Source organism: Rhizobium sp. IY2 (assembly GCF_047532935.1).
Classification (GTDB): Bacteria; Pseudomonadota; Alphaproteobacteria; order Rhizobiales; family Rhizobiaceae; genus Rhizobium; species Rhizobium anhuiense.
This window is the reverse complement of sequence record NZ_JBLKNU010000002.1, coordinates 605,490-626,819: the sequence shown is the minus strand read 5'-3', so window position 1 is coordinate 626,819 and position 21,330 is coordinate 605,490. Positions and strand designations below refer to the sequence as shown.

General features: G+C 61.3%; 21 protein-coding genes. 10 read left to right on the top strand and 11 right to left on the bottom strand.

The features are described from left to right. Positions 1 to 151: 151 nt before the first annotated feature. Together ACMUVN_RS11605 and ACMUVN_RS11600 are read left to right on the top strand one after the other, a co-directional pair. The gene (locus ACMUVN_RS11605; protein WP_047612899.1) at positions 152 to 1,777 is read left to right on the top strand and encodes a carboxylesterase/lipase family protein; all 1,626 of its coding nucleotides are present in this window, start codon (positions 152 to 154) and stop codon (positions 1,775 to 1,777) included. Between the two features lie 289 nt (positions 1,778 to 2,066). After that, on the top strand, positions 2,067 to 2,642 hold the full coding sequence (locus ACMUVN_RS11600; protein WP_097622838.1) for a hypothetical protein: 576 nt from the start codon (positions 2,067 to 2,069) through the stop codon (positions 2,640 to 2,642). Between the two features lie 54 nt (positions 2,643 to 2,696). Here the strand turns inward: ACMUVN_RS11600 and ACMUVN_RS11595 are convergent, their stop codons facing one another. Continuing rightward, a complete protein-coding gene (locus ACMUVN_RS11595; protein WP_414815136.1) occupies positions 2,697 to 3,512 on the bottom strand; it encodes an endonuclease/exonuclease/phosphatase family protein in 816 nt (271 codons plus the stop codon). A 186-nt stretch (positions 3,513 to 3,698) separates the two neighbouring features. Beyond that, complete coding sequence (locus ACMUVN_RS11590; RefSeq protein ID WP_063476255.1) at positions 3,699 to 5,162, bottom strand: phospholipase D-like domain-containing protein; 1,464 nt, start codon at positions 5,160 to 5,162, stop codon at positions 3,699 to 3,701. A gap of 211 nt (positions 5,163 to 5,373) precedes the next feature. Here ACMUVN_RS11590 and ACMUVN_RS11585 point away from each other — a divergent pair, with 211 nt between their 5' ends. The 5 genes from ACMUVN_RS11585 to ACMUVN_RS11565 all read left to right on the top strand — a co-directional run bounded on the left by ACMUVN_RS11585 (position 5,374) and on the right by ACMUVN_RS11565 (position 9,849). Continuing rightward, positions 5,374 to 6,015 (top strand): UdgX family uracil-DNA binding protein, encoded by a 642-nt coding sequence (locus ACMUVN_RS11585; RefSeq protein ID WP_063476256.1) that lies wholly within the window; start codon positions 5,374 to 5,376, stop codon positions 6,013 to 6,015. 142 nt (positions 6,016 to 6,157) lie between these two features. Continuing rightward, entirely contained in the window at positions 6,158 to 6,412 is a 255-nt protein-coding gene (locus tag ACMUVN_RS11580) for a DUF2934 domain-containing protein (RefSeq protein ID WP_047612891.1), read from the top strand. 137 nt (positions 6,413 to 6,549) lie between these two features. After that, complete coding sequence (locus ACMUVN_RS11575; protein ID WP_047614894.1) at positions 6,550 to 6,732, top strand: hypothetical protein; 183 nt, start codon at positions 6,550 to 6,552, stop codon at positions 6,730 to 6,732. A 9-nt stretch (positions 6,733 to 6,741) separates the two neighbouring features. Then, positions 6,742 to 6,915 carry a hypothetical protein gene (locus ACMUVN_RS11570; RefSeq protein ID WP_164735898.1) on the top strand — a complete coding sequence of 58 codons (174 nt, stop codon included), beginning with the start codon at positions 6,742 to 6,744 and terminating at the stop codon, positions 6,913 to 6,915. Between the two features lie 216 nt (positions 6,916 to 7,131). Continuing rightward, on the top strand, positions 7,132 to 9,849 hold the full coding sequence (locus tag ACMUVN_RS11565; protein WP_063476019.1) for a response regulator: 2,718 nt from the start codon (positions 7,132 to 7,134) through the stop codon (positions 9,847 to 9,849). A gap of 24 nt (positions 9,850 to 9,873) precedes the next feature. Here ACMUVN_RS11565 and ACMUVN_RS11560 read toward each other — a convergent pair whose 3' ends face one another. Next, the gene (locus ACMUVN_RS11560) at positions 9,874 to 10,266 is read right to left on the bottom strand and encodes a hypothetical protein (protein ID WP_063476018.1); all 393 of its coding nucleotides are present in this window, start codon (positions 10,264 to 10,266) and stop codon (positions 9,874 to 9,876) included. 179 nt (positions 10,267 to 10,445) lie between these two features. Between ACMUVN_RS11560 and ACMUVN_RS11555 the strand changes: the two genes are divergently transcribed. The 3 genes from ACMUVN_RS11555 (at position 10,446) to ACMUVN_RS11545 (ending at position 11,860) form a co-directional block, all read left to right on the top strand. Then, positions 10,446 to 10,760, top strand: coding sequence for a hypothetical protein (locus ACMUVN_RS11555; RefSeq protein WP_047612885.1), 315 nt, complete (start codon positions 10,446 to 10,448; stop codon positions 10,758 to 10,760). Positions 10,761 to 10,831: 71 nt separating this feature from the next. Then, a complete protein-coding gene (locus ACMUVN_RS11550; RefSeq protein ID WP_063476017.1) occupies positions 10,832 to 11,122 on the top strand; it encodes a DUF3175 domain-containing protein in 291 nt (96 codons plus the stop codon). Between the two features lie 6 nt (positions 11,123 to 11,128). Then, positions 11,129 to 11,860, top strand: a complete 732-nt coding sequence (locus ACMUVN_RS11545; protein ID WP_063476016.1) for a glutathione S-transferase family protein — start codon at positions 11,129 to 11,131, stop codon at positions 11,858 to 11,860. 12 nt (positions 11,861 to 11,872) lie between these two features. On the opposite strand, the gene ligD is transcribed toward ACMUVN_RS11545, so the two are convergent. From ligD to ACMUVN_RS11505, 8 genes are all read right to left on the bottom strand, one after another. Continuing rightward, the gene (gene ligD / locus ACMUVN_RS11540; RefSeq protein WP_047612878.1) at positions 11,873 to 12,751 is read right to left on the bottom strand and encodes a non-homologous end-joining DNA ligase; all 879 of its coding nucleotides are present in this window, start codon (positions 12,749 to 12,751) and stop codon (positions 11,873 to 11,875) included. Further along, positions 12,748 to 13,755 carry a DNA topoisomerase IB gene (locus ACMUVN_RS11535; protein WP_063476015.1) on the bottom strand — a complete coding sequence of 336 codons (1,008 nt, stop codon included), beginning with the start codon at positions 13,753 to 13,755 and terminating at the stop codon, positions 12,748 to 12,750. Before ACMUVN_RS11535 ends, ligD begins: the two co-directional genes overlap by 4 nt. A 15-nt stretch (positions 13,756 to 13,770) precedes the next feature. After that, positions 13,771 to 15,927: a glycogen debranching protein GlgX gene (gene glgX / locus ACMUVN_RS11530; RefSeq protein ID WP_063476014.1), complete on the bottom strand. Its 2,157-nt coding sequence runs from the start codon at positions 15,925 to 15,927 to the stop codon at positions 13,771 to 13,773. Positions 15,928 to 16,022: 95 nt separating this feature from the next. After that, positions 16,023 to 16,817, bottom strand: a complete 795-nt coding sequence (locus tag ACMUVN_RS11525; protein WP_018448491.1) for an SDR family NAD(P)-dependent oxidoreductase — start codon at positions 16,815 to 16,817, stop codon at positions 16,023 to 16,025. A gap of 158 nt (positions 16,818 to 16,975) precedes the next feature. Continuing rightward, the gene (locus ACMUVN_RS11520; protein ID WP_063476013.1) at positions 16,976 to 18,892 is read right to left on the bottom strand and encodes a bifunctional sugar phosphate isomerase/epimerase/4-hydroxyphenylpyruvate dioxygenase family protein; all 1,917 of its coding nucleotides are present in this window, start codon (positions 18,890 to 18,892) and stop codon (positions 16,976 to 16,978) included. A 41-nt stretch (positions 18,893 to 18,933) separates the two neighbouring features. After that, positions 18,934 to 19,383 (bottom strand): type II 3-dehydroquinate dehydratase, encoded by a 450-nt coding sequence (gene aroQ / locus ACMUVN_RS11515; protein WP_028757578.1) that lies wholly within the window; start codon positions 19,381 to 19,383, stop codon positions 18,934 to 18,936. Position 19,384: 1 nt separating this feature from the next. Then, positions 19,385 to 20,494, bottom strand: a complete 1,110-nt coding sequence (locus tag ACMUVN_RS11510; protein WP_063476254.1) for a Gfo/Idh/MocA family protein — start codon at positions 20,492 to 20,494, stop codon at positions 19,385 to 19,387. A gap of 22 nt (positions 20,495 to 20,516) precedes the next feature. Beyond that, positions 20,517 to 21,323, bottom strand: a complete 807-nt coding sequence (locus ACMUVN_RS11505) for a sugar phosphate isomerase/epimerase family protein (RefSeq protein ID WP_047612865.1) — start codon at positions 21,321 to 21,323, stop codon at positions 20,517 to 20,519. Between the last annotated feature and the right edge of the window lie 7 nt (positions 21,324 to 21,330).

Sequence of the window (21,330 nt, the reverse complement as noted above, 5' to 3'; positions counted from 1 at the left end):
AACTGTCCAACTCTCCCGTGTGATCCCTCTTCAACAACCATCTGACATGGCCCTGACAATCGTCCGCTCTGACCTAGTTAGTCACCGACGGCCGGGGACGGCGGCCGTCGGGCTTTTGAAAAATCGAAATCAACGACAAGAGGAAAAGTTGATGAAAAGCATATTGTTACCTCGTTATGCTGTGCTGTTTGCGCTGTCGGCGATGACAGCTCCCATTGTCGGCGCGCCGGCTCTCGCCGAAGAGTTTGTTGCCTCGCAGAGCAAGACGGTCGTCGAAACCAACAAGGGCAATCTCGTCGGCGCACTCGATGATGGAATCTACAGTTATCTCGGCGTCCCCTATGCACGTGCCGACCGCTTCATGCCGGCCGAAGAGGTGGCGCCCTGGAAAGGCATCCGTCCGGCTGTCACCTACGGCGAGAACTGCTTCATCCCCCGAATGAAGGAAGTGGCGGGCGACGAACTCTTCAATCCGCACCGCTATCTGCCGATGAGCGAAGCCTGCCAGTTCCTGAACATCTGGACGCCAGCGATCAAGGACGGCAAAAAGCGGCCGGTCATGGTCTGGATTCATGGAGGCGGATTCACCAACGGCTCCGGTATCGAGCTGACCTCGTATGACGGCCACAATCTGAGCAAGGACGGCGATGTTGTCGTCGTCACCCTCAACCACCGGCTCAACGCGCTCGGCTTCCTCGATCTTTCCGCCTATGGCGAGAAGTACAAACGGTCGGGCAATGCCAGCATCACCGATCTCGTCGCTGCGCTGAAATGGGTCCACGACAACGCCGAAGCCTTTGGCGGCGATCCCGGCAATGTGACGATTTTCGGCCAGTCCGGCGGCGGCTACAAGGTGCGCGCCCTGATGGGGACGCCTTCGGCGAAGGGCCTCTTTCAGAAGGCGATCGTCCAGAGCGGCTCGCGGACCGATTCGGTCGTCGATCAGGCGTCCTCGCGGAAGGTGGCCGAACTGACGCTCGCCAACCTCGGTCTGAAGGCTGAGGAAATCGACAAGCTTGCCGACGTCGACTACTACGATCTCCTTGCCGCAGCCGACAAGGCCATCAAGGACGCGACCGCCCAGGGCGCGAAGGACGCCCGCTATGCGCCCGTTCAGGACGGCGACTACATTCCAGCGAATCCTGTCGGAACAGAGTGGGTCGATCAGGCCAAGGACATTCCGCTGATGGTCGGCAACACCCTCAATGAATTCGAGACGGTCATCACTCACAAGGCGGGCGAGCTGCTTGCCGACAATAAGAACGGCTGGGACGGTGCGAAGTCTGAGGCCAAGCTGAAGGAGCGCTTCGCCGATAAGGCCGAGGCGGTCGGCAAGGCATTCATGGCCGCCTACCCCGAAAAGAGGATCGCCGACGCCTATTTCCTGGATCTGCGCTTCCGGCCGGGCGCCATCCGTGATCTCGACCTGAAGGCGAAGCAGAACGGGGCTCCGGTCTACTCCTACATGTTCGCCTACGAGTCACCAGTCCTCGATGGGATTGCCATGGCCTGGCATTGTGCGGAACTGCCCTACGTGTTTGCCAACGCCGCCCTGGTCAAGACGTCGACCGGCGGTGGCAGCGACGCCCTCGCGCTGTCCAGGAAGGTGAGCCAGGCCTGGGTGAATTTCGCCCGCAACGGCAAGCCGAGCGCCGATGGTCTGCCCGACTGGCCGGCCTACACAACCGACAAGCCGGCGACCATGGTTCTCGACAACGAGTCCCGCGTGGCAGTCGATCTCGATCGCAAGCTGCTGCAGGCGGCGGGCGCTCTCTAGCGCCAATTGCACGACAGGACATACGGCGCCGGCTGACATCGACCGGCCGGCGCCAGCTCGCAACAAATGCGCCTTCGCCAACATCAGCCGTCTTCAGGCCGCCGATCCGGGACCTGACCCAGCGACCTCCCAGCCGCGGCCGATCGAAAATCGCAGACGCCATCCCTTTCGGTTCTGAATATTTTCAGATACGCGTGCTGACAGACGCTTGCGACGACACAAGCGTCCGTTGTGCCTTCGAGCATGCCGTGAGATGCTCCAGCGCGAGGCATACCCCTGGGACAAAGGCATGCGCGACTACCTGAAAAGCAGAGATTTTCACCGACATATGCGCTCGCTGCTGGCTCCGAGATTTCGGGAGTTCGGCTGGGAATCCCAGAACGCGGGCAGGTGCAGCTTTGCCCGGGACGGAAGGGTTTGCTGGCTGCAGGTATCCCAATATTCGAACAGCATTATGGGTGCCAAATTTACGATCAACATGACAGAGGGCTCCGGCCCAGCCGGTGACACAAGAATACTTGGTCGCCTCGACGAGGCGGATCGAAGAATTGGAAAAGCTCTGGAAGAAAGCATCATCGCGCGTCTTCCCAGGCCCGATCCCGACCCGGAGATCGAAGTCGTCGGAGGCAACGGCCAAATGATATTGGTCAAGCTCGGCGATCTGGCTCGAGCAAATCCACGACAATGGGAGGCCCCCTCCGACGTATGGCTGCCTTATTTCAGCAAAAGCGATCTTGACGATTGGGCTGCGTTTCTCTTGCCTCGCATTGAGCGATTGACCGCACCATCCTCATCGGAAAAGATCGATCCGCAATTGTGGGCTCAGCGGTTTCGCCGTCTCACGCGGCTGTTCCGCCCGAAGTGAGAGCACTCGGCGATCCATCGAGCCGCTCCGATGACGTCTCAGTCGATGGAGTTTTTAACCGCCCACCGGCTCCAGATCGATCAGCGCCTTGATCGGCAGGTGGTCGGAGGCGATGCGCGCCAGCGGCGTATCATGCGCTTCCACCTGTGAAATAATCCCCTTGCGGTTGGCGATGATGCGGTCGAGCGCCAGAAGCGGCAGACCGGCGGGAAAGCTCGGCACGGCCGGCGGCAGCTCTCCGAAGGCGGATTGAAAGGTGTTGAGCGAGGAGCGGTCGCCCAGTCGCCATTCGTTGAGGTCGCCGAGCAGGATGGTCGGCATTTCGTGCCTGTCATTGATAAGCTCGACCAGTGTGCGGGCCTGCTGGGCTCTGTTATGACGCAGCAGGCCGAAATGCGCGGCGATGATGCGCAGCACCCCGCCCTGCTCCAGCTCGATTTCGGCGACGAGGGCGCCGCGCGGCTCCAGCCCCGGCAGTTTGACCTGGTGCACGTCGTGCACCAACCCCTTCTTGAAGAGCACGACGTTGCCGTGCCAGCCATGCGCCTTGGCCATGCCGGCAACCGGCACCGGGATCAGTCCCGTCTCCCGCTCCAGCCGGCCGAGATCGAGAAGGCCGGTGCGCTCGCCGAAGCGCGTATCGGCCTCCTGCAGGGCGATCACGTCGGCGCCGATTTCATGGATCACCCGGCTGGTGCGCTCCGGATCGAAGCGCCGGTCGGTCCCGACGCATTTATGCACGTTGTAGGAGGCGATCAGCGTTCCCGCACTGCGCGGCCTTGCCTCCGTTTGGGCTGCGTCGAGCCGCTTTTTCCTGCTCCTGATCGAGGCGAGAATGCTGGCGGGAAGGCTATCTTTTCTGGCGTGCATCGGCAGGCGCACTTGTTCCGTTGATCAAAAGGCTACTCACTCCGCAGTATAGGCGGCCGAGCGGAACTTGCCATGTCCGATGACAAAAAAGCGCGTTGCGTCGACGATAATTCATGCGACGCGCCAGATTTTGATTTTATGCATGCCGTCCTCCCAAAACCGCCGCACAGTTTTGAGCGACATGCATTAGAGATAGGGCGAACCCAGCCATAGCACCTTTTCGAGCAGCCGCACCGCAAAGGGCCGCGCCTGCAGCCCCTCAAGCGTCACCAGCGTCGCCGATTTCAAGGTTTCCTCGATATGCTCGTCGATCTCGGCAGCGAAACCTTCGTTCAGCACTTCAAGATCGACCTCGAAATTCAGCCGCAGCGAGCGCGGGTCGAGATTGGAAGAGCCGACATAGGCCCAGGTGCCGTCGATCGTCAGCAGCTTCGAATGGCTGAAGCTGCCGGTCGAGCGCCAGATTCGGCAATAATTCTTGAGGATCTGATCGAATTGCGCCGTCATCGCCCGATCGACCAGCACGAGATTGTTGACCGCAGGCACGATGATATCGACTTCGACCCCGCGCCGCGCCGCCGTCACCAGCGCGCTGATGAGTTCGCGGTCCGGCAGGAAATAGGGCGACATGATGCGGATCGACTGGCGCGCCACGGAAAATGCGCCGGTCAGCATCTTGTGGTTGGTCTCGACGCTGCGGTCCGGGCCGGAGGCGACGACACGCATCAGGATGGGATCGCCGGGACTGCGCTCTGGCGGTTCGATGCGCCAGGGTTCGTCGTTCAACAGCTCCTGAGTCGAGAAGCGCCAGTCTTCGGCGGCGAGGTCGAAAAGGTCGGCGACAACAGGGCCGGTGACGCTGAAATGCGTATCGTGGGCGAAGCTCTCTCCCGTCGCCTCCTCGCTGAAACCCGCCCGGATGTTCATCCCGCCTGTCAGCGCAATTTTCCCGTCGACGATGAGGATCTTACGGTGGGTGCGCAGATTGGCATAGGGCAGCCGCAAACCCATGATGACGTTGCCGTTGAAGACGGCGACGGTGACGCCGCCCTCGCGGAGATGGCCGAGAATGCTCGGCACCGAATACCGCGCACCGACCGCGTCGATCAGCACCCGGACCTCCACGCCGCGACTGACCGCTGCAATCAGCGCGTCGGCGATCCGAAGGCCGATCACGTCGCGGTCGAAGATATAGGTTTCGAGCAGGATGCTGCGCGTCGCCTCGTCGATGCTGGTCTTCATCGCCGCATAGGCCTCGTCACCGGTCTCCAGCATGTCGATCGTATTGCCGGAGGTCAGCGGATTGCGCGTCACCCGGTCGCCGAGCCTCTGAAGCGCCGCGAAGCGGCGCCCGAACTGGCTGATCACCGTCTCGGCCTCGGCATCGAATGTCTCCAGCTCATCGAATTCGGCCGCAAGAAGCAGCGCGTCGCGGCGGATGCTCAGCGATTTGCGGCGGATGCGGTTGATGCCGGCAATCGCGTAGAGCAGCGCACCGATGATCGGAGACAGGATGATGACGCCGACCCAACCGATCGCGGCGCGCACTTCCTCCTTGGTCATGGCGGCATGGATCGCCGCCGCGGCCCCCATGGCGATCGAAACGACAAAGAGGATATGCGGCCAGTAGGTCGACAAGAGATAGAACATCGCTGGCAAATATAGCCGCGAAACGGCGACGTTCAATCGCAGGGCGGCTCTCCCATGACGCGAAATTTTTCGCCGTGATCGTTTGCCGGCCGGGAACCGATCGCGAAAGTCCCGGAATGGGTCAGCAGATTTGGAAAGCCCGCTCCCAATTCCCGAACGGGAACAATCCCGGCACAGATCGATTGATCTCGTCGAGATGAGGATCGCCATCATGAACATAGTTGCAAACGTCGGTCCCGCCCTGACACTCGAAGTCGCGGAGGCGACAGGCATTGCCGAACTCCGGCATCAGGCCGAAGGCTGCACCCGTTGTGATCTCTACAGGAATGCCACGCAAATCGTCTTCGGCGAAGGCCCCGGCAAAGCCGAGATCGCCCTGGTCGGCGAGCAGCCGGGCGATCAGGAGGATCTGACCGGCAGGCCCTTTGTCGGTCCCGCCGGCCGGCTGCTCGATCGCTGTCTTGATGAGGCCGGTCTCGACCGCCGGCGCTGCTATGTCACCAATGCCGTCAAGCACTTCAAGTTCACGCCGCGCGGCAAGCGGCGGCTGCATGCAAAACCGAATGCCGGCGAGATCAGGCGTTGCGCATGGTGGCTCGGCGCAGAGATCAACATCCTGCAGCCGAAGCTCGTCGTGACGCTCGGCGCAAGCGCGCTTTATGCGCTGCTCGGGCCGAAGGTGAAGCTGACACCGCAGCGCGGCCATATTCTGCAGCCGACAAATGGTCCGCCCGTTCTGGTCACCATCCACCCTTCCTATCTGTTGCGCATCCGCGACGAGGCGGACCAGCGCCGGCAGCACCTGGATTTCGTGTCAGATCTGCACAAGGCGGTGGAGTTTCAGTCCTCGTGAAGGCCGATTCTCAACCCTAATATGCTGCAACGCGAAATATTCCAGCGTGCAGAGCGATTTCGCTTGAAAGAGTTCCTCTCCTCTGGAACCATCTCAGCAGTATCGCGTTCGAACGACGGCATCATGTGACTGGAGATCAGCGATGGCAGAAACTCGAGACGAGTGGATCAAAAAACGTGCATACGCCCTCTGGGAAGAAGAGGGTTATCCGACAGGGCGAGATTCCATCCATTGGGAACAGGCACGCTACGAGCGCGAAGCGCTCGAGGGTTCTGCGGCGTCTTCCGACGGCAAGGAAGTCAAGCCCAAGGCGAAGCGCACGGTGGCGGGCAGCAAGACGAACGGCGTCGTGACACCGGCACCAAAACGGACTGCGAGCCGCAAGACGGCGTCCTGACCACTGGAATACCGAACATGTCGATTAGAAGAGGGCGTCGTCACGACGCCCTTGGACCCCTTTTGTCATATGCCTGAATTAGTTGTGCTTTATCGAATTTTAGAGGTGGCTTCCACGCGGGGGTGAACAGAGGCCGGATGACGCTGCAAGCTTTGAGGCTTTCAAGAAAATTGAGCGCTGGCCCCGATAATCGGGAACAACAACATAGAATGGCTGTTTATGGCGAAACCGGGGAAGTCGCCATGAATAACGGCCATATCGAAATCCTTTCCGTTCGGCTTTTGGCGGCCACCAGCCGCGCGTTCACCGCGATTGTGTGAGGGATGGAGATGTCGCTCCTCGTCATCGCCGCGCTGCTCTATCTCGGTGTCGCGCTGGGTTTCATCCTCGTCGTCGACAATCTCGTCGGACTGGTTTTCCGTGATCCGCGCGCGCCGGTGCAACTGGTCTCCGTCTATATCGGCCGCGCCTTCGCTGCATCGCAAAAACTCTACCGAAAATAACCGCTTGCAGGCCATGTCCGCAGACCGCTTACACTGTTGAACGCCCTGGCGCATCGCCCTTTGCGCGTCCGAAAGGACGCACGAAGCTCTGGGTTAAGGATATTTCGACCGCGCCCTTTCCCTCCTATCGCAAGCCTCTATGTTGAGGGTTTGGCAGGCTGAACCCCGAGGTGGCCAATCACTCCGGCGCAGCGGATGACAAGGAAACGATTTTGAATGGGAAGCGTCGGGAACGGCTGGCCGAGAGGCGGCGGCGAAATCGGCGAATTGTTGCGGCATCCAACCTTCCACGCCGTCGGTCTCGGTTCGGTCGAAAGCTGGCCTGCTTCTCTCAAACATATCGCCGAAATGGTGCTGAATTCCCGCCAGCCCAAATTCGTCGCCTGGGGTCCGGACCTCGCCTTTCTCTACAATGACGCCTATGTGCCGGTTTTCCCGGAACGGCATCCCGATGCACTCGGGAGACCCTTCCGCGAAGTCTGGGCGGATATCTGGGAACAGTTCGCCCCGATCGTCGCCAGCACGCTGGAAGGCGGTTCACAGCTCTTCAAGGAGCTGCTCATCCCGATGCGCCGGGACGGACGCACCGAGGAAACCTGGTTCACCTTCTCCTACACGCCGCTGCGCGACGATGACGGCACGGTCGCCGGCATCCTCTGTGCGGCGCTTGATGTCACCGACCAGGTGGCGGCCAAGCGCGGCGAAGAGATGGCGCTGGAAGAGCTGCGCGCCAAATCGGAGGCGCTTGCGGTCGTCAACCAGGCGGGTGCAGCGATTACCGCCGAGCCCAGTGTCGAACGCCTCACCCAGATCGTCGTCGATGCCGGCGTGACGCTGACCGGCGCGGAATTCGGCGCCTTCTTCTACAATGTCGACGATGGCGAGGGCGGCAGCTACATGCTCTATGCCCTCTCCGGTGTCGACCGGAAGAACTTCGAGAAATTCCCGATGCCGCGCAATACCAAGGTCTTCGCGCCGACCTTCGAAGGCGAAGGCATCGTGCGCTCCGACGACATCCTGCTCGACCCGCGCTACGGGCAGAATGCGCCGCATGCGGGCATGCCGAAGGGACATCTGCCGGTCAGGAGCTATCTCGCCGTGCCGGTGAAATCACGTGACGGCAGCGTCATCGGCGGCTTGTTCTTCGGCCACGGGCAGCCCGGCCGTTTTTCCCAGGCGGCCGAGGCAAGCCTCGTCAGCCTGGCCGGCCAATCAGCCGTCGCGATCGACAATATCCGGCTCTTCCGCGCCGCCAAAGTCGAAATCGACCAGCGCCGCGACATGGAAGATCAGCTGCGCAAACTCAATGAAATGCTCGAGGTCCGCGTCGCCGCCGAGATCGCCGAGCGCCAGCAGGCCGAAGCCGCACTCCAGCAGTCGCAGAAGATGGAATCGATCGGCAAGCTCACCGGCGGCGTTGCCCATGACTTCAACAATCTGCTGCAGGTGATCTCCGGCAATCTGCAGCTTCTCGGCAAGGACGTGGCCGAGAACGGCCGGGCCAAGGAACGCATTTCCAACGCGCTCGCCGCCGTCGAACGCGGCTCGCGGCTGGCAAGCCAGCTGCTCGCCTTCGGCCGCCGCCAACCGCTGGAACCGAAGGTCGTCAATATCGGCCGGCTCGTCACCGGCATGGACGACATGTTGCGCCGCGCGCTCGGCGAAGAGATCGAAGTCGAGACCATGGTCTCCGGCGGCCTCTGGAACACCTTCGCCGATCCGATCCAGATCGAGAACGCATTGCTCAACCTTGCGATCAACTCCCGGGACGCGATGGACGGCGCCGGTAAGCTGACGATCGAGGTCGGCAACGCCTTCCTCGACGATTCCTACAGCCGCATCCATCCCGAAGTCACCGCCGGCCAATATGTCGTGCTCGCCGTCACCGATACCGGCTCCGGCATGACGCAAGAGATCATGCAGCAGGCCTTCGAGCCCTTCTTCTCGACGAAACCGGAAGGCAAAGGCACCGGTCTCGGCCTGTCGATGGTCTATGGCTTCGCCAAGCAATCCGGCGGCCACGTGAAGATCTACAGCGAGATCGGCGAAGGCACGACCCTCAAGCTCTACCTGCCCCGCTCGCTCCAGAGCGAAGATCGCGTCACCACCACCGACGCCGTGCCGGCAACCGGAGGCACGGAAACCATCCTCGTCGCCGAGGATGACGAGGGCGTTCGCGCCACCGTCATCGAAATGCTGTCGGATCTCGGCTATCACGTGCTGAAGGCCAAGGATGCACAAAGCGCGCTCACCGTTATCGAAAGCGGCGCCCATATCGACCTGCTCTTTACCGATGTCGTCATGCCCGGCCCATTGAGGAGCCCGGAGCTGGCGCGTATGGCGCGCGAGCGTCTGCCTGATATCGCCGTGCTCTATACATCGGGCTACACCGAAAATTCGATCGTCCATGGCGGCAGGCTCGATCCCGGTCTCGAACTGCTCTCCAAGCCCTATACGCGCGAGGAACTCGCCCGCAAGATCCGCCACGTGCTTGCCAACCGGCCGCAACACCGCCAGGGGGCGGCAGATGCCGCGGTGCCTGTTGCCAAACATCCCGAGATCGCAGCTGAAAAGCTGAAGTTGTTGCTCGTGGAAGACGACGCCTTCATCCGCATGGACACGGCCGAGATCCTGCAGGATCTCGGCTATGAGGTCATCGAGGCCGATAGTGGCGAACGGGGCGTGGACATCCTCGGACACACCATTGTCGACATCATCGTCGCCGATATCGGCCTGCCCGGCATGTCGGGCCTGGTCTTCGCCGCCAGGGCGCGCGAGGCCTTTCCGTCGGTCGGCCTAGTCTTTGCCACCGGCAACAGCAGCTTGCCGATTGCAAACCGCTTCTCCGGCTCGGTGCTGCTGGCGAAACCTTTCAGCAGCACCGCGCTCGAGCGGGCGGTCAAGACCGCCGTCCAGCAGCGGCCCGTCGGCTAGCCCACGACGCCCTTTGCTGATTATTTACCCGGTGCCGTTGAACTCGGGATATTTGCGCATCCGATCCACCTCGCTGGTGCAGCTGTCGTCGCGCGCCGTCAGTTCGATCGAGATCGTGTCGGCAAGGTCGAGACGGCCGTTGCCGTGATGATTGCCATTGTCATGACGATTACCATCGTCATGACGGCTGGCGCCATCGTGATAAATGGGAATGCGCGCGCCGCTCTGGCTGACCAGCACGGCATCCCGCTCGAAACCTCGCTGCACCAGCCAGTCACGCGGCGCCATCAAGCGGATGTCGACCTCGTACGAATGCCCCTTCCCTTGCTTGAGACTGACGGTATAGGTGACCGGCGATACCTGGCCGTTCACGTCGATCGCGCCGTTTCCATCGGCTTTGACGATGTGTTTTTCCATGTTCTCGGCTCCTTCTTTGTGCGGGCCTGTGTCCAGGCTTTTCCCATCGGAAACCTGATAAAATCGGCTTTTGTTCCCGAAACCGGCCGTTGCAGACCATGGCGGGCGCCGGAACTTTTGGGCTCCGTACCGGTTCAATTCCTTTGAAAACCAGCAGGGCAAAACCAGAGGAGGTTGAGATGCCGAGAGGTGATAAATCCGACTATACCGACAAGCAGAAGCGCAAGGCCGAGCATATTGAGGAGAGCTACGAGGAGCGCGGCGTCTCCGATAAGGAGGCCGAACGGCGTGCCTGGGCAACCGTCAACAAGGAAAGCGGCGGCGGCAACAAATCCGGTTCCGGCCGCGGCAAGAAGGATACGCATGAATCCTCCGAAAAGGGCGGCCGCATCGGCGGCGCGGCATCCGCCGCACGCTCGAAGGAGGAGCGGTCCGCTTCTGCGAAGAAGGCCGCTGCGACACGCAAGCGCAATGAACATCACAGCCCCCACTAATGAGGGACAGGATGAGCGGTGGCTTGCCGCTGCCTGCATCCTGCACCCGCACCTGGTAAAGGATTTTCGCTATGGCCAAAGCGCAGAAGAAATGGTCGCAGGACGTCACCGAACACAGCGATGCGATGGACCTGAAGGAAGGCGTGTTCAAATCGGACGATCCGAAGAAGATTGCCCGCTCCGTCAAGCGCTCCGCCGAGAAGAGCGATCGCCGCAAGGCTAGCCCCTTCCGCGCGGCCATGTCGATGCTGACCTTCTACATCAACCGTGCCGGCGACCACCTGACGAAAAAGCGGCGCGGCACCCTTGAAAAAGCCAAGGACGAATTGCGAAAAGACTTCGGTCGCCAACCGAAGGATTGAGCAGTCATGGCATACGAGCTTTATTACTGGCACGGCATTCAAGGCCGCGGGGAATTCGTGCGGTTGGCGTTGGAGGAAGCCGGCGCCGACTATATCGACATCACCCGCCAATCCGGCCGCGGGCGCGGGACCGGCGCCATGTTCGAGATCATGGAGAGCCAAAGCGAAGCGCATATTCCCTTCGCGCCGCCCTTCCTGAAGGATGGCGACCTCATCATCCCGCATGTCGCCAACATCCTGTTTTACCTCGGCCCGAAGCTCGGCCTCGCGCCCGAGGACGAAGGCCTTCGCCATGTCGTCAACGGCCTGCAGCTGACCGTCACCGATTTCGTCGCCGAAGTGCACGATACGCATCACCCGATCGACACGTCGCTCTACTACGAGGACCAGAAGCCGGAAGCCAAAGCCCGCTCAGCCGCCTTCATCCGCGAGCGCATTCCGAAATTCCTCGGCTATTTCGAGCGTGTGCTGCGGCAGAACCCAAAAGGCTCGGGCCATATGGTCGGCGATACGCTGACCTATGTCGACCTCTCGCTCTTCCAGGTGATCGAGGGCCTCTCCTATGCCTTCCCGAAAGCCATGGCGAGCCGCAAGACTGATTACCCCGGCCTGCTGGCGCTGCACGACGCGGTGGCGAAGCGTCCGAATATCGCCCGCTATCTCGCCTCTCCCCGTCGCCTCGCCTTCAACGAGGAAGGGATTTTTCGGCACTATCCCGAGCTCGACAGCGCGGGATGAGGCAAGAGCCGTTTAGGCGAGCGGCACGGCCGCAGCGAAGAAATTTTCCCAAGGATCCTTCGGCCGGGTCTCCAGTTGCTGCGGTACGTTGCCGAGCGTGAAAGCGGCCGGACCTCTCACCACGTTCAAATCCGGCCAATCGATCGGCATCGAAACCGGCGCGCCTACTCGTGCTCGCGTCGAATAGGCCGCGACCGCCGTATTGCCGCGGCCGTTGCGGAGATAATCGATGTAGATATGCCCCCCGCGTTTCGCCTTCGTCGCGGTTGCCAGATACTTCTCCGGCGCGTCGGCCGACATGCTTTCGGCAAGCGAATGGGCGAAATCCTTCACCTCGGCCCAGCCGGCCTTCGGCGCAAGCGGCGTCACCACATGCAGCCCCTTGCCACCCGATGTCTTGACGAAGGCGGCTAGGCCACGCGCCTCCAGCCGCGTCTTCAATTCTAGCGCTGCTGTGATGACCGCGCACCAGGCCACGTCCTCGCCGGGGTCGAGGTCCATGGTGATCATGTCGGGTTTTTCCCAATTGTCGGTGGTGACGCCCCAGGGATGAATTTCGAGCACGGCCGATTGCACCAGCGCCACGAGACCGTTGAAATCGCCGATGCGCAGCAGCTTTTCGCCGTCCGGATCCTCCGGGTCGGCGATCTCCTCGATATGCGGATTCATGCCTTTCCAGGCATGTTTCTGGAAAAATCGTTGGTGGCTTTTTATCCCATCCGGCAAACGCAGCAGCGCCAGTGGCCGGTTGACGACATAGGGCGCCATGAACGGCCAGACCGCCGCGTAATAATCCGCGAGCGCCTGCTTCGTCACGCCCTCATCCGGCCAGTAGAGCCGGTCGGGATGGGTCAGCGAGACGTCAGATGCTGGCGGATGTCTGGGGTTCATTCTTCGATCTCGCGTGTGAGGAAATCAAGTAGCCTGTTTTCCTCGGCCCGCAAGCCCCGCAGCGGCTCGTTACCGCTCTCGACCAGAGGATGGTCGTTGCCGGCGAGTGCGATGATCGCCGGATGGATATAACTCGAACGCGAGATCGCCGGCGTGTTGTGCAGTGCCTCGGCCGCGGCTTCCGACATCTGCTTGACCGTCGGCCGGCCGCCTCCGGTAATCGCCTCGCGCGCCGCGCCGAAAGCCGCCAGCGAGCCGGCCCAGGTGCGAAAGGTTTTCGCCGAGATGGGAATGCCCGATATCTCGGCGAGATAGGCGTTCAACCGGCCGGAATCGATCGGCTTCAGCGCCCCGCTTTCATCCTTCCAGACGAAGAGCTGGCGCCCGGGTAGGTCGGCTATTTCCTCCAGGATCTTCTGCAGCCTGGGATGTTTGAGACTGCGCTGGACGCGTTTGCCGCCCTTGGCGCGGAATTTCAATTCGATCCGCCCGTCGACGATCTTCAGGTGGCGCTTCAGCAGCGTCGTTGCGCCATAGGTGCCGTTCTCCCTGACATAGGCCTGGTTGCCGACGCGCAAATGCGCCTCGTCGAGCAGGGTCGTCAAAGCCGCAAGCACACCGTTGACGTCCTCCGCGCCGGTGTCGAGATGGCGCAGCACGGTGCGGCGTATCTTCGGCAGCGCCCGGCCGAATTCGATCAGCTGATGGAATTTTCCCGCACTGCGGAAGGATTGCCATTCCTTGTGGTAACGGTATTGCTTGCGCCCGCGCGCATCGATGCCAGTCGCCTGCAGATGGCCGTTATCATAGAGGCAGATCCACACATTCTCATAGGCCGGCGGCAGACCGAGCGCACCGATGCGTGCCCGCTGTAATTCGTCAGCGAGCGTCGTGCCGTCGGGCATCACATAGCTGAAGCCCTTGCCTTTCCTGCGTCTTCGGATGCCTGGTTCGGTATCGCTGACATAGACGAGACCAAGTTCGGTGATGGCTTCGGCATTCATCTTCGCTGCGACCTGTTACCTGCTCCTGCGGCCGAACTGGAACCACCGCCGACGCTCGGCTTTTGTCGCATCCTTCGGCGGCTCGGTCTGGCCCTTCGGCGCGAAGACCGCCACGCTCTGGGCATAGACGATGACCGGATTCTGCGGCTCGTGCACCTTGAAGGCGTCCGTCTCCGCGCCCGTGTCGAGAACCCTCGACCACTGTTTCAGCCCATTCACGACAGGCAGGTGAACCTCGCAATCGCCACCGGCATTGAAGATGAGGAAGAGGTCGTCCATCGTCTCGGTGTCTGGCGCATTCACGCTCCTCGAGACATAGACCCCGAACACCTGCAATCCGTCGTCGTTCCAAGCCCCATCGTCCATGAAGTTGCCGTCCGGCTTGTACCAGGCGATCTCGATGCGGCCATCCTCGGCGGTCTCGCCGGTCAGGAACCGCTCCTGCCGCAAGACGGGATGGGCCTTGCGGAAGGCGACGGCCTGCCGGCAGAAATCGAGGAAAGGGTCGTCGAGCCCCGCCCAATCCGTCCAGCCGATCTCGTTGTCCTGGCAATAGGCGTTGTTATTGCCGCCCTGGCTGTTGCCCACCTCATCGCCGGCAAGGATCATCGGAACGCCCTGGGAGAGCATCAGCGTCGCCATCATGTTGCGGCGCCGCCGCGTCCGAAGGCTGTTGATGTCGTCGTTATCCGTCACTCCTTCGGCACCCATATTGTCCGAATGATTGTCCGAATGTCCGTCCCTGTTATCCTCGCCGTTCGCGTCATTGTGCTTGTCGTTGAAGGAAACAGTATCCATCAGCGTGAAGCCGTCATGGGCTGACAGCAGATTGATCGATGATGTCGCACCGCGATCCGAGTGGTTGAACTGTACCGCCGAGCCGGTGATGCGCTGCGAGATCTCCGACACCATGCCGCCGTCGCCCTTCCAAAAGCGGCGCACGTCGTCACGAAACTTGTCGTTCCACTCACGGAAGGGGTGCGGGAAGCCGCCGACCTGATAGCCGCCGTCGCCCACGTCCCAGGGCTCGGCGATCAGCTTGACACCGGCGAGGATCGGATCCTGGCGGATGGCTCCGAAAAACAGGCCCTGCCTGTCGAATTCCATATCCTGGCGGCCGAGCGTGCTGGCAAGGTCGAAGCGGAACCCGTCGATATGCATGACGCCGACCCAATAGCGCAGACTGTCGAGCACCATGCGCATCACCATAGGATTGGCGGCATTCAGGGTGTTGCCGGTCCCTGTTGTATCGAAGGTGTGGCGAGGATCGTCGGGTGAGAGGGTATAATAGCTGGCATTATCGAGCCCGCGGAAGGAGAGCGTCGGGCCTTTCTCGCTGCCTTCAGCAGTGTGATTGTAGACGACGTCCATGATGACTTCGATGCCGACGGCATGGAACTTCTTCACCATGGTCTTGATCTCGGTGATCTTGTCGCCGGACATGTAGCGCGATTGCGGCGCGAAGAAGCCGAGCGTCTGGTAGCCCCAATAATTGCGCAGGTTGTTTTCCAGGAGATAACGATCGTCGAGGAAATACTGGATCGGCAAGAGCTCGATCGCCGAGATGCCGAGCTTGACGAGATGGTCGATGATCGGATCGCTGCACATGCCGAGAAAGGTGCCGCGCAGCCTGTCGGGCACCTTCGGATGGGTCATCGTCAGGCCGCGCACATGCGCCTCGTAAATGATCGTATCAGGCCAGGGACGGCGGATCGCCTCTTCACCCGCCCAGTCGAAATCCGGATCCTGCACCACGCCCTTGACCATGAAGGGGGCGCTATCACGTTCGTCGAAGGAAAGATCGTCCTTGCCGATCTGGTAGCCAAACAGCGCGTCGTCCCATTTCAACTCGCCCGTCACCTGCTTCGCATAGGGGTCGAGCAGGAGCTTGTTAGGATTGAAGCGATGACCAGCTTTCGGATCGTATGGACCATGGGCGCGATAACCGTAGACGGTTCCCGGTCCGACGCCGGCGATATAGCCCGACCAGATATCGCCTTCACGCTTGGGCAGCGGCAATCGCGCGACCTCCTTCTTGCCGTCCGGCGAAAAGAGGCAGAGCTCAACCTGTTCTGCATGCGCTGAGAATACCGCGAAATGGGTGCCCGAACCCGTATATTCCGCCCCGAGCTCCGGCTTGAGGAAGTCGAGTTCTGAAAATGAATAGCTCATAATGCCCCGCTCGATAAAAAGACCATGCGGGAAACGTAACGGCGGCTCGAAAGTTCCCTTGGCTTGCAAGGGAAGATCTCTCGAGGAGGCGGAGACTAAGGCATCAACTGTCCGCCGTTGACCTCGATAATCTGTCCGGTGATGTAGCCAGACAGCGTCGGCGATGCGAGGAAGAGATAGGCTCCAACGCAATCCTCGGAGGTGCCGACGAAGCCCATCGGGATCGACTTGCGCTGCAGCTCCATCTGCTCGTCATTGGTATAACGTTCGTGGAAGGGCGTGGCGATGACACCCGGCGCCACCGCATTGACGCGGATCCTGTCGGCGACGAATTCCTTGGCATGGCCGCGGGTGATCGTCGAGACGAAACCTTTGGACGCCGCATAGAGGATCGCACCATTGCCGCCGCCGTTGCGCGCGGCGATCGAGGTGGTGTTGATGATGAAGCCTCCCTGCTTCTTCAGCCAGGGATGCGCTGCACGCGTTGCCGCCAGCACCGAGCGGGCGTTGAGGTCCATGACCGCGGCATAATGCGCGTCGGTATATTCCGAGGTCGGCTTGCGCCCCAGCATGCCGCCGGCATTATTGATGAGCCCATCGAGATGACCGAAGGTCTTCGCCGTCTCCTCGACGACACGCTCGGTCTCGCCCTCCCTCGACACGTCGCCCTGGATCAGATGCACGGTGCCGCCGGCAGCACGGATCTCCTCGGCAAGTTTTTCCGCCGGTTCGCGGCTGGCATTGTAATGCACGCCGACCTTGGCTCCTTGAGCCGCGAAGGCACGGGCGAGTGCCGCGCCGATGCCGGTCGAGGCGCCGGTGATCAGCACGGCTTTGCCGGACAGGTCCGGCAGCTTGATGGATGCGAGCGATTGCGCAAGTTCGACCATGGCGACGAATGCCTCCCGAAAAACCAAGGACATAGGTGATGAAACGAATAGGAGAAGTCTTATCTAGGGGAAATCGACGAAGGGCAATGCACGAAAGGGCGAGATTTGCGTGAGAGGCCGAGGCTGACGAGCGGCGATGTGCTCGGTCGCCGGGAAAATCAGTCGGTCTGATGTCCGCGATTTTTCGTGACCGTCGGCATGCCTGCCGGCCTCAGATGTTTCCTCAGCGCCGCGATCCTGAAGATGGCGTTGGCAGCACCATAACCACGATAACCGCGCCGCTCGACGATCTCGAAGAACAGGCCTTCGCCATAGGTCGGGCTATAGAGCTGGAAATATTCGCCGTGCTCATCGCGATCATAGAGGATGTTGCCCGCCTTGAGGCGCTCGGCAAATTCGGCGTCGAGGCCGAAGCGGGCTTCGAGATCGTCATAATAGTTCGGCGAAATCGCCAGTGAGACGAAACCGTTTGCGGCAAGGGCTGCTGCAGTGGCAAAGATGTCGTGCGTCCTGAAGGCCAGATGCTGGATGCCGGAGCCGAAGGTTTCGGCGATGAAACGGCCGGCCAGCGTGTTGCGGTTCTCGGCGCCGTTCATGGTGATGCGCAGCGAGCCTTCCGCATTCTCGACCACCTGGCTCCTGACGATGCCCGAGGGATCGACGATATCGACCATCGGCGTCTTCTGCACGTCGATCAGCGACGTATAAAACAACAGCCAGGTCAAAAGCTCCTCATATTTCATCGTCTGCGCCATATGGTCGATCGACTGCAGCCCGGCCGGCTGAAGAGGGATATGGTCCTCGATCGCGTCGAATTCGATCTCCCAGATGCGACCGAGTTCGGTCTTGCGGTCGAGGAAATAGAGGATGCCGCCGCCGACGCCACGCACCGCCGGCACCTCGATTTCGCCGGCATCGAGCGATTGCTCGAATCGTTGGGCGCCGAGCGCAACGGCGCGTCGCAACGCTGCCGTTGCATCATCGACCATCAGGCCGGCGGCATAGGCCGAGGTGCCGTGGACGGAATAGGAGGCGCTGGCAAAGCCCTTCTGCTCGGTATTGACGACGAGGTTGATGGCGCCCTGGCGAAAGACGGTCACGCGCTTGCTCTTGTGTCTGGCCGCTCTTCTAAAGCCGAGGCTTGCAAACAGCGCTTCGAGCTCTGGCGCCTCGTCTTCAGCGGCGGTGAACTCGACGAAGGAGATGCCCTCGACGGCTGCGCGGGGCGGCATTGGAGGCACCGGCAGCGCACTCTGCGGCTGCTGCCGCTTGACCTGGTCGCCGAGATAGATCAACGAGCGGCGGCCGTCGACGGCGATTGCGCTCGCAGACCCGCCGCGGAATTGATCGTTGAAGATCTCCAGCGACAGATATCCGTCATACCCCGTTGCGGCGACAGCCTTCATGAAGTCGAGCACCGGCAGATCGCCTTCGCCGGGCATGTTGCGGAAGTGCCGGCTCCAATAGAGCAGATCCATGTCGATCAGCGGCGCGTCGGCAAGCTGGATGATGAAGATCTTCTCCTTCGGGATCGAGCGGATCGAGTTGACGTCGATCTTGCGCGACAGCGTATGAAAGCTGTCGAGGACCAGGCCGATATTTGGATGATCGGCCCGCCGGACGATCTCCCAAGCGTCGCGGTGATCATGGATGTGGCGGCCCCAGGCGAGCGCCTCGTAGCCGACGCGCAGACCGCGCCCGGCGGCCCGCTCGCCGAGTTCATGAAAATCTGCCGCCGCCCGGTCGAGACCGCCGAGCGACGCTGGCGAAACGTTCGAGCAGACGAGCACGAGATCGGTGCCCATTTCCTGCATGACGTCGAACTTGCGCTCTGCCCGGTCGAAGGTGCGGCTGCGCAGCGGTTCCGGCATGCCTTCGAAATCGCGAAACGGCTGAAACAGCGTGATCTCCATGCCGAGATCGCGCACCATCCGGCCGACCTCCTTGGGGCTGGCGTCGTAGATCAAAAAGTCGTTCTCGAAAATCTCCACCCCGTCGAAGCCGGCCCTGGCGATCGCCTCCAGCTTGTCGCGCAGGTCGCCGCCTAATGAAACGGTCGCTATCGATGTCTTCATCGCAGGAGTCCTTTCGCGACAGTGATCGGGATGGGAGCGCCCTATGCCGCCTTTGTCTTGGCGACGAGCCGTGACGCCGCCTCGAGTGCGAACTCATAGCCATCCGGCCCGAGGCCGCAGATCACGCCGGTCGCAGCAAGCGAGATGTAGGAGTGGTGGCGAACGGTTTCGCGGCGATGCACATTGGTGATGTGCAGTTCGATGATCGGGCCTTCGAAGGTCCTCAGCGCATCATGGATGGCGAGCGAGGTATGGGTATAGGCACCGGCATTGATGACGATCGCGTCGGCCGCATGGCGGGCTTCGTGGATCCAGTCGATCAGTTCGCCCTCGTGGTTGGATTGCCGGAAGTCGACACCATGCTTTCGGCCCGCCGGGCTCGCATGGCACATGGTTTCGATGTCAGCGAGTGTCGTGCTGCCGTAGATATGCGGCTCGCGTTGGCCAAGCAGATTGAGGTTGGAACCGTTGAGAACGAAGATCGGCTTCATGTCAGAATGCTTTCCTTGGATTTGTAGCTTGCAATGTCGGTGAGAATTTTCCGGCTGCGAGCGCCTCGTAACGATCGTGGAGATCGATCCGGCTTCCCGATGCGGCAGCCTCCGCCACGGCAAGCGTCGCGATCAGCGTACGGGCGCCATCCTCAACGGTGAGCAGCGACTCCGCCTCGCCGCGGACGACATCGCGGAAATGGTCGAGCTGGGCGTGGTAGGGATCGATGAAGCTTGCAAGCAGCCGCTGGGACCGGATCGGCTCGTTCCAGTTCTGGCTACCCTCTGCCTGCGCCCAATGGACCAGGGTCGGAAATTCCAGAGAACCGCGGCTGCCGACGAAGCGATAGTTGCTCTCTCCGCTGAACGGAAACTCGACTGCTTCGCCGGCCCCCTGCTCCGTCGTCCAGGGGGAAACCGCGCTGTCGCTCGCAAAGAAGGTGCCGATGCAGCCGCTATCGAATTGAAGCAAGGCGCCGGTGGTATCTTCAACCGGGAACTGCCGCTGCCGGTTTGAGGAGATGGCGCTGACACCAAGGATCTCGCCTGCCGTGTAACGCAGGAAATCGATCTCGTGAATGAGGTTGATCAGGATCGGTCCGCCACCCGGCTGCGTGCGCCAGGGGGCGATGCGGAAATACTCATCCGGCTTGTAGGCCGCCCAGATGGCGGAGACGCCGACAAGATTGCCAATCAACCCTTCACGCAGCAAGCGTCTCAGCGTCTTGACCTGGTCATGATGGCGGCGATGATGACCGACGAGCGTCCGGACATTGTTTGCGCGCACTTCCAGGAGCAGATCGGCGGCGCTTTCGAGCGTATCGGTCACCGGCTTTTCGATCAGCATATCGATCCCGAGGCGCGCGCATTCGATACCGATTTCGGCATGGCTCTGGTTGGGCGAGGCAATGATGACGGCCTGCGGCCGTGCTTCATCGAGCAGCGACTTGTAATCCTTGAAGACCGCAATACCCGGATATTGCGCCGAGATGCTGTCGCGGTTGACGTCAGCGATACCGGCAAGGTCGAAATCGGGATGATCGATGATCTTCTTGATGTGTTTGCGGCCGATCAGGCCTGCGCCGATGACGCCGATGGAGATATTTGCCATGCTTTCAACCATTCCGTTCCAGTCACAAGAGGGTTTGCAGGCGGGTGCGAGAAGCAACCGCATCCGCCAATGGATTTTCCGAGATGATTTCGATGACCACGTCGCCGTCGAAGCGAAGATCTTCGATGGTCTTCAGGATCGGCCGGAAGTCGATCTGTCCCGAGCCGATCGGCGCGTGCTGCCATTTGCCGTCGTCGGCATCCGAGAGGTGGATGACGCGAACCCTGTCCTTCAACATTTCCAGGCCGGCGGACGGATCCTCGCCGATCGCCCGGGCATTGGCGACGTCATAGACGACGTCGATATTGTCCCGGCGGCAGCGGTCGAGCATCGATCGGATCGAGGCCGCATCCGGGAAGACACCGATCGGGTGGTTTTCGAAGAGAAGTCGGATTCCGCAGGCGGCGGCGTGGTCCGCCAGCCGGACGAGGCAGTCAGCGACGATATCTTCCAGCACGCCCGGTGTCGCGGCGATGAGCGCGTGTTTACGCCCTGAACTCACCGTGACATAGCGGCTGCCGAGAAAGGCGGCCGCTTCGATTGCTCTGCCATAGGCGCCGACAGCAAACTCCGTCACATCGGGCATAGGGCTGGCGAGATTATAGTCGCCAACCGGCAGGTCGAGCGCGACCAGCTTTCCGCCAGCAGCGGCGATGCCGTTCCTGAGCGCGATCCAGTCCGTCGAACCGTGATCACGGATATTGAAATGCGGATCACTGGCAAGCAGCTGGAATTTCCTAAAACCCTGATCCGCCAGCCTGGCGATGGCCTCGGCCGCCGTCGCGTTCCAGACGAAGCCGAACGTATGAACACCGTAATCGAGTGGCATTATTCTC

Coding starts and splice junctions, on each gene's coding strand:
- ACMUVN_RS11525 (WP_018448491.1), bottom strand. CDS start 16,817: ATGGTCGAACTTGCGCAATCGCTCGCATCCATCAAGCTGCCGGACCTG.
- ACMUVN_RS11505 (WP_047612865.1), bottom strand. CDS start 21,323: ATGCCACTCGATTACGGTGTTCATACGTTCGGCTTCGTCTGGAACGCG.
- ACMUVN_RS11520 (WP_063476013.1), bottom strand. CDS start 18,892: ATGAAGACATCGATAGCGACCGTTTCATTAGGCGGCGACCTGCGCGAC.
- glgX (WP_063476014.1), bottom strand. CDS start 15,927: ATGAGCTATTCATTTTCAGAACTCGACTTCCTCAAGCCGGAGCTCGGG.
- ACMUVN_RS11575 (WP_047614894.1), top strand. CDS start 6,550: ATGACGCTGCAAGCTTTGAGGCTTTCAAGAAAATTGAGCGCTGGCCCC.
- ACMUVN_RS11580 (WP_047612891.1), top strand. CDS start 6,158: ATGGCAGAAACTCGAGACGAGTGGATCAAAAAACGTGCATACGCCCTC.
- ACMUVN_RS11510 (WP_063476254.1), bottom strand. CDS start 20,494: ATGGCAAATATCTCCATCGGCGTCATCGGCGCAGGCCTGATCGGCCGC.
- ACMUVN_RS11600 (WP_097622838.1), top strand. CDS start 2,067: ATGCGCGACTACCTGAAAAGCAGAGATTTTCACCGACATATGCGCTCG.
- ACMUVN_RS11585 (WP_063476256.1), top strand. CDS start 5,374: ATGAACATAGTTGCAAACGTCGGTCCCGCCCTGACACTCGAAGTCGCG.
- ligD (WP_047612878.1), bottom strand. CDS start 12,751: ATGAACCCCAGACATCCGCCAGCATCTGACGTCTCGCTGACCCATCCC.
- ACMUVN_RS11605 (WP_047612899.1), top strand. CDS start 152: ATGAAAAGCATATTGTTACCTCGTTATGCTGTGCTGTTTGCGCTGTCG.
- ACMUVN_RS11565 (WP_063476019.1), top strand. CDS start 7,132: ATGGGAAGCGTCGGGAACGGCTGGCCGAGAGGCGGCGGCGAAATCGGC.
- ACMUVN_RS11560 (WP_063476018.1), bottom strand. CDS start 10,266: ATGGAAAAACACATCGTCAAAGCCGATGGAAACGGCGCGATCGACGTG.
- ACMUVN_RS11550 (WP_063476017.1), top strand. CDS start 10,832: ATGGCCAAAGCGCAGAAGAAATGGTCGCAGGACGTCACCGAACACAGC.
- aroQ (WP_028757578.1), bottom strand. CDS start 19,383: ATGAAGCCGATCTTCGTTCTCAACGGTTCCAACCTCAATCTGCTTGGC.
- ACMUVN_RS11590 (WP_063476255.1), bottom strand. CDS start 5,162: ATGTTCTATCTCTTGTCGACCTACTGGCCGCATATCCTCTTTGTCGTT.
- ACMUVN_RS11535 (WP_063476015.1), bottom strand. CDS start 13,755: ATGAATGCCGAAGCCATCACCGAACTTGGTCTCGTCTATGTCAGCGAT.
- ACMUVN_RS11545 (WP_063476016.1), top strand. CDS start 11,129: ATGGCATACGAGCTTTATTACTGGCACGGCATTCAAGGCCGCGGGGAA.
- ACMUVN_RS11595 (WP_414815136.1), bottom strand. CDS start 3,512: ATGCACGCCAGAAAAGATAGCCTTCCCGCCAGCATTCTCGCCTCGATC.
- ACMUVN_RS11555 (WP_047612885.1), top strand. CDS start 10,446: ATGCCGAGAGGTGATAAATCCGACTATACCGACAAGCAGAAGCGCAAG.
- ACMUVN_RS11570 (WP_164735898.1), top strand. CDS start 6,742: ATGTCGCTCCTCGTCATCGCCGCGCTGCTCTATCTCGGTGTCGCGCTG.